8 protein-coding genes and 1 pseudogene are annotated in these 10,797 nt (G+C 71.5%); 6 read left to right on the top strand and 3 right to left on the bottom strand.

The annotated features are described in order from the left end of the window. On the bottom strand, positions 1-125 hold a 125-nt coding region (locus FLX07_RS38830; RefSeq protein ID WP_139578418.1), incomplete at its 3' end, for a Clp protease N-terminal domain-containing protein. Positions 126-231: 106 nt separating this feature from the next. On the opposite strand from FLX07_RS38830, the gene FLX07_RS10250 reads away from it, so the two are divergent. The 3 genes and pseudogenes from FLX07_RS10250 to FLX07_RS38975 all read left to right on the top strand — a co-directional run. Further along, entirely contained in the window at positions 232-843 is a 612-nt protein-coding gene (locus FLX07_RS10250) for a TetR/AcrR family transcriptional regulator (protein WP_142569880.1), read from the top strand. A 174-nt stretch (positions 844-1,017) separates the two neighbouring features. Beyond that, the gene (pdhA, locus tag FLX07_RS10245) at positions 1,018-2,103 is read left to right on the top strand and encodes a pyruvate dehydrogenase (acetyl-transferring) E1 component subunit alpha (protein ID WP_229689558.1); all 1,086 of its coding nucleotides are present in this window, start codon (positions 1,018-1,020) and stop codon (positions 2,101-2,103) included. A 100-nt stretch (positions 2,104-2,203) separates the two neighbouring features. Continuing rightward, positions 2,204-2,538: pseudogene (locus tag FLX07_RS38975) on the top strand (response regulator transcription factor); the annotation flags it as partial. 6 nt (positions 2,539-2,544) lie between these two features. Here the strand turns inward: FLX07_RS38975 and FLX07_RS10235 are convergent. Continuing rightward, positions 2,545-3,669 (bottom strand): Gfo/Idh/MocA family protein, encoded by a 1,125-nt coding sequence (locus FLX07_RS10235; protein WP_142569876.1) that lies wholly within the window; start codon positions 3,667-3,669, stop codon positions 2,545-2,547. Continuing rightward, on the bottom strand, positions 3,669-4,706 hold the full coding sequence (locus FLX07_RS10230) for an aldo/keto reductase (RefSeq protein ID WP_142569874.1): 1,038 nt from the start codon (positions 4,704-4,706) through the stop codon (positions 3,669-3,671). The genes FLX07_RS10235 and FLX07_RS10230 overlap by 1 nt, the downstream gene beginning before the upstream one ends. A 105-nt stretch (positions 4,707-4,811) precedes the next feature. Here FLX07_RS10230 and FLX07_RS10225 point away from each other — a divergent pair, with 105 nt between their 5' ends. The 3 genes from FLX07_RS10225 (at position 4,812) to FLX07_RS10215 (ending at position 10,795) form a co-directional block, all read left to right on the top strand. Next, positions 4,812-5,267: a MarR family winged helix-turn-helix transcriptional regulator gene (locus tag FLX07_RS10225; protein ID WP_142569872.1), complete on the top strand. Its 456-nt coding sequence runs from the start codon at positions 4,812-4,814 to the stop codon at positions 5,265-5,267. Positions 5,268-5,515: 248 nt separating this feature from the next. Further along, positions 5,516-7,300 carry a discoidin domain-containing protein gene (locus tag FLX07_RS10220; RefSeq protein ID WP_142569870.1) on the top strand — a complete coding sequence of 595 codons (1,785 nt, stop codon included), beginning with the start codon at positions 5,516-5,518 and terminating at the stop codon, positions 7,298-7,300. Positions 7,301-7,318: 18 nt separating this feature from the next. Further along, positions 7,319-10,795, top strand: coding sequence for a discoidin domain-containing protein (locus FLX07_RS10215; protein ID WP_142569868.1), 3,477 nt, complete (start codon positions 7,319-7,321; stop codon positions 10,793-10,795). The last annotated feature ends 2 nt before the right edge of the window (positions 10,796-10,797 follow it).

Genomic DNA, 10,797 nt, shown 5'->3' with positions numbered 1-10,797 from the left:
TCACCCTCATGGATCAAGCCAAGAAGAATGTGCTCAGTACCGATGTAGTTGTGGTTGAGCATCCGAGCCTCTTCCTGGGCCAGGACGACAACCCGCCGCGCACGGTCGGTGAACCTCTCGAACATCTGCACTCCTCGCTGCGGCGTGACCTACAATCGGAGTCTCCACTTCGGTTACAGGCTATGAAGCGGCCGATCCGTGTGTCAATCGAGGCGTGGGGAGAGCCGAGGGATGCCGAAGGACCAGCGCGTTCCCGAGCCGGACATCTCCGGTGCGCCGGCCAGGACGCTGCGCGCCGACGCCCGGCGCAACCGTACGCGCATCCTGGAGGCCGCCGAGGCGGTCTTCGCGGCCAAGGGCCCCTCCGCCTCGACCGAGGAGATCGCCCAGAAGGCCGGGGTCGGGATCGGGACCGTCTTCCGGCACTTCCCCACCAAGGAGTCCCTGCTGAAGGCGATCATGCACGCGGTCGCGGTCAGGCTGACCGAGGAGACCCGGGCGCTCGCGGCCGAGGGCGACCCCGCCACCGCCTTCTTCGCCTTCTTCACCCGCACCGTCGAGCAGGCCGCGGAGAAGAAGACGGTCGTCGACCTGCTCGCGCAGGCCGGCATCCCGGTCACCGTCGCCAAGCCCGTCCTCGCCCTGCGTGAGGCCGTCGAGGTGCTCGTCGGAAAGGCCCAGCAGGCCGGGGCCGTACGTCCCGACGTCCGGGTGCCGGAGGTCATGGCCCTGCTGATCGGCGTGTGCCAGGCGTCTCTGCACACCCGGTGGGAGCCCGATCTGCGGGCCCGTACGCTCGCGATCGTCTTCGCGGGTCTGCGCCCCGCCGCCACGGCCGGCTGACCGCCGCCGATGGGCGGTCACACAAAACCGCAGCTCACCGGCGTGGCGGGCACGCCGTGTGAACCTTCGCGCGCCACAGCCGCAATGATTGGCTGCGCACGGTGCGACAAACCCGTCGACGAAGAGGGGTCCGGTGCGCCGGGCAGCGGTCACCGTTGTCAGAGAGGAGACGACGTGCGGCGCCAGGACGAGGCCGAAGATCTGGTCCAGTTGCTCACGCCCGAAGGCGAGCGTGTCGCGCACCCCGAGTACGACCTGGACCTGTCGAAGAGCCAGTATCGGGGGCTGTACCGCGACATGGCGCTGGTGCGCCGGATCGACCGGGAGGCATTCGCGCTCCAGCGTCTCGGCGAGCTGGGGATGTGGATCCCCTGTCTGGGGCAGGAGGCCGCCCAGATCGGTTCGGGCCGGGCACTGGAGCCGGACGACCACGTGTTCCCCTCCTATCGGGAGCACGGCGTCGCCTGGTGCCGGGGCATCGCTCCGCTCGCGCTCATGGGCATGCTGCGGGGCACGACGAACGGCGGCTGGGACCCCCGGGAGACCCGCTTCCACCTCTACACGATCGTCCTCGGCGCGCAGACGCTGCACGCCGTGGGGTACGCCATGGGGGTCCGCAGGGACGGCGACGACTCGGCCGTCGTGGCCTACTTCGGCGACGGCGCGGCGAGTGAGGGGGACGTCAGCGAGGCGTTCAACTTCGCGGCCGTGTTCAACGCGCCGGTGGTGTTCTTCTGCCAGAACAACCAGTGGGCCATCTCCCACCCCGTCGGGCGGCAGAGCCGGGCGCCGATCTACCAGCGCGCGCGGGGGTTCGGCTTCCCCGGCGTACGGGTGGACGGCAACGACGTGCTGGCCTGCCTCGCCGTGACGAGGGCCGCGCTGCGGCACGTGCGCTCCGGGGCCGGGCCGTTCCTCATCGAGGCGTACACCTACCGGATGGGCCCGCACACCACCTCCGACGACCCGGGCCGTTACCAGCCCGCCGAGGAGCTGGACGAGTGGCGGAAGAAGGACCCGATCGCGCGCATACGGGCGTACCTGCTGCGGGAGGGCATGGCCGACGAGGCGTTCTTCACCGAGGTCGACGAGGAGGGCGACCGCATGGCGCTCGAACTGCGCGACGGGATCATCGCCATGCCGGACCCGCCGGTGGACGCCATGTTCGACCACGTCTACGCCGATCGGCACGCGCTGGTGGAGGAGGAGCGCGCCTGGTACGCCGCCTATCTCGACCGCTTCGAGGAGCCCGGCGCCTGACCACCGGCGGCTCACGCGATCAGGACCCGGCGCGGCACACCGATCCGTACGGCGAGGCCGCCCTTCAGGCCGGTCCGCGTTCCGGCCGGTCCGCGTCAAACCGGCCGAGCTGCGCCGCGCGGTGACCGCGGTGGCCGCCGGCGAGGCGCTCCTGTCCCCCGGCGTCACCCGGCGCGTCATCGAGCGGTTCGCCGGCGGCAGGACCTCGCGCCCGACGCCGGGCGGCGGCTGGACGCCCTCACCACCCGCGAGCTGGAGGTGGTGCGGCTCGTCGCGCTCGGCCTGTCCAACGGCGAGATCGCCGAGCGCCTCGTCATCAGCCCCCTGACCGCCAAGACCCACGTCGCCAGGGCCATCGCCAAGCTGGACGTCCGCGACCGGATCCAGCTCGTGATCCTGGCCTACGAGAGCGGCCTGGTGCGGCCCGGCGGCTGACGCCGGTCACGCCGTCGTGACGGCGGATTCGACGCTGCGGTGCCGGGCGGCGCCGTGCGCGAAATCGGGCACGCCCGGCCTGCCGCCCTCGCGCAGGTCGTCCAGGAACCGCTGGTAGGCGTGGGCGACCGCGTAGGCCGGCGCGTCGGCGTGGGGGTCCAGTAGCGGGACGCGGACGTAGGACTCGGGCACCTCCAGCGGAGCGAGCCCGGTGGCCGTCCCCCGGCCGCCTTCGATCGTGATCGGGCTGAGCTGGAGATGGCCGACCGGGGCGGTGAGGACGAGGTCGCCCTCGGTGCCGTTGATCTCCCACCGGAAGTTGACGCCCCGGGACATGCCTCCGCGGTAGTGGAAGGTGGCCACCGCGCCGCCCGGCAGCCGTCCCGAGGCCACCACCTGGTCGGCGGCGGTCATGGGCACGGGCCGTCCGCTCTCGGTGTCCACGGCCGACGTACGCCGCGACGCCAGATGGATCCGCAGGTCCTCGGGCTCTCCCAGGACGGACGCGAGTCCGTCGAGGGTGTGGGCGAAGGGGACGGTCAGCAGTGTCATGCCGTTGGCGGCGTCGAGCACGTGGTGGTCGCCGGGGCCGACGGTGGCGCCCCAGGCGCCGCCGGAGCCGACGACCGTCGTGGACAGCACCTCCCCCACGTAGCCGTCGGCCACGAGATCCCGCACGTAGGCGAGGGCCGGGTGCGACCGCGCCTGGAGCCCGACGACGGTCGGCACCGCGTGGTCGCGCGCCTGCCGCGCCATGTCCGCGGCCTCCGCGAGCCCGTTGCCCAGCGGCCACTCGCACAGCACGCTCTTGCCGGCGCTCAGCGCCGTCCGCACCAGCTCCCGGTGGTGCGGCACCTTCACCGCCACGACCACGAGGTCCACCTCGTCGCAGGCGGCCAGTTCGGCCGCCGTTCCGAAGGTGCGGGGCACTCCGTGCCTGTGTCCGGAGCGCTCCGCCGACTGCTGCGAACTCGCGCTCAGGGCCCTCAGCTCGTAACCGGGGACGGCGCGCAGGGCCGGCAGGTGGGAGCGCCCGGCCCAGCCTCCGTTCGCCCCGAGCCCGATGATCCCTACTCCGATCGGCTTCCCGGACCGGGCACGTTCGGCAAGCGGTGACGCAGTTGTGTTCATTATTCGCAGCCTGTTCTTTCTGTAGACGGCACAGCGGTGCGTTCGCTGTCCAGCAGGGCCATGAGGGGTGCGGCATAACGGGTTCCGGCCACCGCGTCCGCCGGGACGGCCTCGTCGATCGTGCGGAGGTCCGTGTCGGTCAGGACGACGCCGGTCGCGGCAAGGGCCTCCTCGACGCGGTGCGGCCGGCGGGTACCCAGGACGGCCACGACGGCGCCGCGTTCGCGGCTCTGGGCGATGACCCAGGCGGTGGCGAGTTGCGCGACGCTGATACCGTGCGCGTCGGCGAGCGGCCGCAGCCGGTCCACGAGGGCGAGGTTCGCGGGGAGATTGCCGGGGTGGAAGCGGGGCAGCCAGCCGGCGCGCGGGTCGCCTCCGGCGGGTGGCCGGTAGGCGCCGGTGAGCAGGCCGTGCGCGAGGACCCCGTAGGCGGTGACGCCGATCCCCAGCTCGCGGCAGGTGTCCAGGATGCCGTTGGTCTCGGGGTCACGACTGAACAGGGAGTATTCGATCTGCACATCGCAGATCGGGTGCACGGCGTGGGCACGGCGGATGGTGTCCGGGCCCACCTCGGACAGCCCGATGTGGCGCACGTACCCGGCCCGGACCAGCTCGGAGATCGCGCCGATCGTGTCCTCGATCGGGGTGCCGGGGTCGAGGCGCGCGGGGCGGTAGATGTCGACGTGGTCGCTGCCGAGGCGGCGCAGCGAGTAGGCGAGCGCGTTCTTCACGTGGGCGGGCCGGCCCTCGATGCCGACGAAGGCTCCGTCCGGGTCGCGCAGACCGCCGAACTTGACGCTGAGGAGCGCCTTGTCGCGATCAGCGGCGCGGAGGGCGCGGCGGATCAGGTCCTCGTTGTGGCCCATGCCGTAGAAGTCGGCGGTGTCGAGGAGGGTGACGCCGGCGTCAAGGGCGGTGCGGATAGTGGCGACGGCATCGGCCTCGTCGGCGGGGGCGGTGTGGTCCGACATGCCGGCGCAGCCCAAGGCGAGAGGGGCGGCCCGAGGGCCGCCGGTACCAAGAGGTCGGGTGTGCATGGCGCCTCCAGTGGGCCGAGAAGTATGGACGCCGCCGACGGGGCCGGCGCGAACACGGCCCTCTGTTAGCGTTGATATCTCAACACTAGGAAGAGGAACGTTGATATGTCAACACAGGATGGAGAGACCGCGGAAACGGACGGGTCCGCGACCGGAGCCGCGCCGGAGCCCGTCGACTTCTGGGTCGCCTTCAAGCGCGCCCACGAGGTCGTCCGAGCCCGCGTGATCGCGGACGCCGCCGAGGCGGCGGGCCTGTCCGAGCCGGACCTGACGATCCTCGTCAACCTCAACAAGGCGGGGGGCGCCCTGCGCCAGAGCGAGCTCGCCGCGTCGCTCGGCTGGGACCGCACGCGCATCTCCCACCAGCTCACCCGCATGAGCGCCCGCGGACTGGTCGCCCGCGAGCGCGCCGGCGGCGTCATCGTCACCCTCACCGGCACCGGGCGCGCGGCCATCGCCGCCGTGCACCCCGGCCTGGACGCCGCCGTACGCCGCCACCTCACCGGCAAGCTCTCCGCACAGGAGATCGAAACGCTGACCTCCGTGTTCAGCCGGCTCTGACGTGCCCCCGGGCCCCGAAGACCAGGAGTGAACCGCCGCCCGCCGAACCCGGCCGTCCCCACCGCCGAGGATCAGCGCCGAGGATCACGCGCCCGCTCACCGCAACTCCCGGCTGTCGGCGACAGTGGATGTCGTAGGTCAAGATCGTTTCCTTGCGCACTAAATTCAAGTATTGACCTAAGTATCGAAGGCGATCATTGTCTGGGGCAGGGCTCGCCTCGTTCACCCCCCGAAGAGGAATCGCCATCATGAGACAGCGTTCGAGGATCCATCCCACGCGCCGCGCCCTGACGGCCGCGCTCAGCGCACTGGTCCTGGTCGTGGCCTGCGTCGTCGCCGCGGCGGCCGTGTCCACGCCGGCGACGGCCGCGCCCGCGCTGCTGTCGCAGGGCAGGACCGCGACGGCCTCGTCCACCGAGAACGCCGGCACACCGGCGTCGGCCGCCGTCGACGGGAACACCGGCACCCGATGGTCCAGCGCCTTCGGCGACCCCCAGTGGCTCCAAGTCGACCTCGGAACCTCCGCGACACTGAGCCAGGTCGTCCTCAACTGGGAGACCGCCTACGCCACATCGTTCAAGATCCAGGTCTCCGACAACGCCTCCGCCTGGACCGACCTCTACTCCACCACCACCGGCACCGGCGGCACGCAGACCCTCACCGTCAGCGGCACCGGCCGCTACGTCCGCCTGTACGGCACCGCCCGCGCCACCGCCTATGGCTACTCCCTGTGGGAGTTCCAGGTCTACGGCACGACGTCCGGCACCGCCTGCGGCACGGCCGACGCCGCCCAGGGCAGGCCCGCGACCGCATCGTCCACCGAGAACGCCGGGACGCCCGCGTCCGCCGCCGTGGACGGCAACAGCGCGACCCGCTGGTCCAGCGCGTTCAGCGACCCCCAGTGGCTCCAGATCGACCTCGGCTCGGCCAGGACGATCTGCAAGGTCGTCCTGACCTGGGAGACCGCCCACGCCACCGCATTCAAGATTCAGGCGTCCGGCAACGCCTCCACCTGGACCGACCTCTACAGCACCACCACCGGCACCGGCGGCACCCAGACCCTCACCGTCAGCGGCACCGGCCGCTACGTCCGCCTGTACGGCACCGCCCGCGCCACCGCGTACGGCTACTCGCTGTGGAGCTTCACCGTGAACACCACGGGCGGCTCGACGGATCCGACGACTGATCCGACGACCGGCCCGACGACCCCGCCCGACGCCTTCTGGGGCGACACCTCGACCATCCCGGCGGCCGGGAACGTCGTCATGGTCAAGATCCTCAACCGGACCAACGGGCAGTATCCCGACTCGCAGGTCTACTGGAGCTACAACGGCCAGGTCCACTCGATCGCCGAGCAGCCCTACTTCGACATGCCGGCCAACACGGCGGGCCGGATGTACTTCTACCTCGGCTCCCCCAACAGCCAGTACTACGACTTCATCGAGTTCACCGTCGGGCCGTCGGTGTTCAACGGCAACACGACCCGGGTGGACGCGTTCGGCCTGAAGCTCGCGATGCGCCTGCACGCCCGCGACGGCTACGACGTGGCGGTCGGCGAGGACTACGCCACGTTCGCCGAGTCCCGCGCGGCGACGTTCCAGCGGTTCATCGACGAGGTCCCCACCGAGTTCAAGCAACTGGCCCAGGTGCAGGCGCCGTACCGCATCCCGGCCCCGGGCAGCGCGTCGATCTTCCAGCCCGGCGGGGCGTACGCGAACTACTTCACCGGCTACGCCGCCCAGCAGGGCGTGACGGCGACGACCTCGCAGGTCACCGGGTGCGCCGGGCCGCTCTCCGAGGCGCCGAAGATGTGCGCGGCGCTGAACCGGCACGTCGCCGGGCTGTCCGACGCCCAGCAGTCGGACGCGTCGAACTACTACAAGGCCGCGCCGGCGAACTACTACGCGAAGTTCTGGCACGACCACGCGATCGGCAAGCTCGCCTACGGCTTCCCCTACGACGACTACGCGGGCCAGTCCTCGTTCATCTCGCACGGCGACCCGCAGTGGCTGCTGGTCGCGGTCGGCTGGTAGCGGCAGGCAGGAGACGCCATGACACACCCCCTCACGCTCCGGCGCGGGCTCTCCCTCGTCCTGGCCGCGGCGCTCGCGCTGTTCGCGAGCGTCGTCGCCGGGCCCGCGTACGCCGCGCCCGTCCTGCTGTCGCAGGGCAGGACGGCGACGGCCTCGTCCACCGAGAACGCCGGCACCCCCGCCTCCGCGGCGGTGGACGGCGATACGGGCACCCGATGGTCCAGCGCCTTCGGCGACCCGCAGTGGCTCCAGGTCGACCTCGGGACCACGGCGACGCTGAGCCAGGTCATTCTCAACTGGGAGACCGCCTACGCCACATCGTTCAAGATCCAGATCTCCGACAACGCCTCCGCCTGGACCGACCTCTACTCCACCACCACCGCGACCGGTGGCACCCAGACCCTCACCGTCACCGGCACCGGCCGGTACGTCCGCCTGTACGGCACCGCCCGCGCCACCGGCTACGGCTACTCGCTGTGGGAGTTCCAGGTCTACGGCACGACGGGCACGTCCTCGGGCTGCGCCGGCTCCAACGCCGCGCTGAACCGGCCTGCCACCGCCTCGTCCACCGAGAACGCCGGGACGCCCGCGTCGGCGGCCGTGGACGGCGACCCCGGCACCCGCTGGTCGAGCGCCGCCGCCGACCCCCAGTGGCTCCAGGTCGACCTCGGCTCGGCCAGGACGATCTGCAAGGTCGTCCTGACCTGGGAGACCGCCTACGCCACCGCCTTCAAGATCCAGATCTCCGACAACGCCTCCACCTGGACCGACCTCTACAGCACCACCTCCGGCACCGGCGGCACCCAGACCCTCACCGTCAGCGGCACCGGCCGCTACGTCCGCCTGTACGGCACCGCCCGCGCCACCGGCTACGGCTACTCGCTGTGGGAGTTCGCCGTCCACACCAGCGGCGGCGGCACCACCGACCCACCACCGAGCGGCACGCCGATCTCGGCGTACAAGCAGGTGACGGCCTCATCCTGGGAGGGCGGCAACGCCCCGGCGGCGGCGCTCGACGGACGGACGACGACCCGCTGGTCGAGCCAGTACTCCGACGACCAGTGGCTGCGGGTGGACCTGGGCGGCGCCGGGCACATCACCGGCGTCACGCTCAACTGGGAGTCCGCGTACGCCACCGGCTACCGGATCGAGGTCTCCGCGAACGGCACGTCGTGGACGCCGATCCACACCACCACCGGCGGCAGGGGCGGCGTCGAGAACCTGAACGTCACCGGCGACGGCCGCTACGTCCGCTTCGTCGGCACCGCCCGGGCGACGGGCTACGGGTACTCGCTGTGGGAGTTCCAGGTCTTCGGCACTGTGGACACGGCGGCCACGACCGCGCCCCTGCTGTCCGCGCCGACCAGGGCCCCGGCGACCACCGGTCAGTTCGCGCTGTCGGCCCCCGCCGACAGGGCCATGATCACCGACACCCGGCGGCCGGCGTTCTCCTGGGCGGCCGTCTCCGGCGCGGTGCGCTACGAAGTCTGGCTGAACGTCAGCCGCACCGACTACGACTTCACCGCCTCGGGCAACCTGATCGACCTCTACACCAAGGTCGCCGAGCCGACCGGCACGAGCTACACCCCCACCTGGGACATCCCCGACCGGTGGACGTACAAGTGGTATGTCGTCGCGGTGAGCGGCTCGGGCGGCAGGACGACGTCGAACATCCGCACCTTCAGCCTCTACCTGCCCGACGTCGAGCAGGTCGCCGACGGCGTCGCGATCGTCAACGGCGCCCGCGACCTCAACAAGAACGGCGCGATCGAGCCGTACGAGAACTGGCGGCTGCCCGTCGAAACCCGCGTCAACGACCTTCTCGGCAGGATGACCCCCGAGGAGAAGGCGTACCAGATGTTCTACAACGCCCAGACCTACCCGCTGTCGGGCTGGCACTTCGGCCCGGCGTTGCCGAACGACCTGCACGCCGTGCTGCTGAGCGCGTCCGGAACCCGGCTCGGCATCCCGCCCGTCTCGGCGGGCGACACCATCGCCGGATACCAGACCACCTATCCGCTGCAGAGCACGCTCGCGGCGGGCAAGGACTACGCGCTCGACTACAAGCTCGGCGACATGCAGCGCCGTGAGGAGCTGGAGGTCGGGGCGCGCGGCGTGCTCGGCCCGCTCGCCGAGGTCGGCACCAAGGTCCTCTATCCCCGCATCCAGGAGGGCAACGGCGAGAACGCCGACGTCGCGGCCGCCCAGGTCCGCGCGCTGGTGGCCGGGGTGCAGGGCGGCCCCGAGCTCAACCCCGCCTCGGTGCTGGCGACCGTCAAGCACTGGCCGGGCGAGGGCGCGGGCGGCGAGGCCGGGATCACCTACGACGCGGTGACGATCAAGTACCACATGATCCCGTTCAGGGCCGCGATGGAGGCGGGCGCGGTCAACATCATGCCGGGGTACGCCGGGAGCTCCTACCTCGACCCGGGCGGCTCGGGCGCGGGCGACAGCAAGCCGATCCTCGACTACCTGCGGACCAACCTCGGCTACACCGGTCTCATCACCACCGACTGGCTGCCGTCGTCGGTCTGGGTCAAGGCCGCGAACGCCGGCTCCGACGTGATGGGCGGCGCCGACCCCGGAGCCACCGGGTTCACCATGGCGGCCTTCCTCGCAGGAGTCCCGATCGCGCGGATCGACGACGCGGTCACCCGGATCCTGCGCCTGAAGTTCACGCTCGGCGTGTTCGAGCACCCGTACGGCGACCCGGTGAACGGGCCCTACCGCTTCCACCAGCCGTCGTACGTCGCGCTCGCCAACCAGGCCGCCCGTGAGTCCGTCACGCTGCTCAAGAACAACGGCGTGCTGCCGCTGAAGCTCAAGGCGGGCGACAACGTCGTGGTGGCCGGCCCACGGGCCGCCGACGGATCGGCCTGCTGCATCTGGACGAGCTTCTTCCACCAGGAGTACGGCTCGCAGACCCTCCTCGACGCGGTCAGGGCGCGGGCGGCCACCACGGGCGTCAACGTCTACCAGGACACCGGGCCCTCACCCACGCTCGCGATCGTGGCGGTCGGCGAGCCGACCTACACGCACGCCACCGCCTGGGTGAAGGAGCAGCCCCAGTTGCCCGCCGACCAGCTGGCCGTCATCCAGAACTTCAAGAACCAGGGCGTCCCGGTGGTGGTCGTGCTGACCCTCCCCCGGCCCATCGTCATCAGCGAGTGGAACGGCCTGGCCGACGCCATCGTCGTGACGTACCGGGGCGGTGAGGAGGTCGGCCCGGCCACGGCCTCGCTCCTGTTCGGCGACTACACGCCGCGCGGGCGCCTGCCGTGGCAGCTGCCGCGCAGCCTCGACCAGGTCCTCAAGGCGGGCGGCGGCGACGTGCTCGCCGACGCCGTCGAGGACTGGAACCTCCCCTACGACCTGGGCGCGACCGCCGCCCAGCGGTCGGAGATCCGGGCCCGCATCGACGCGGGCCAGACCGTCCCCACCACCTACGGCAACCCCCTCTATCCGTACGGAGCCGGCCTGCAGGGCTGGTCGTGACG

The sequence above is a fragment of the Microbispora bryophytorum genome, assembly GCF_006874465.1.
Taxonomy (GTDB): domain Bacteria; phylum Actinomycetota; class Actinomycetes; order Streptosporangiales; family Streptosporangiaceae; genus Microbispora; species Microbispora bryophytorum.
The sequence above is the reverse complement of the archived record's forward strand: the minus strand, read 5'-3'. Positions and strand labels throughout refer to the sequence as shown.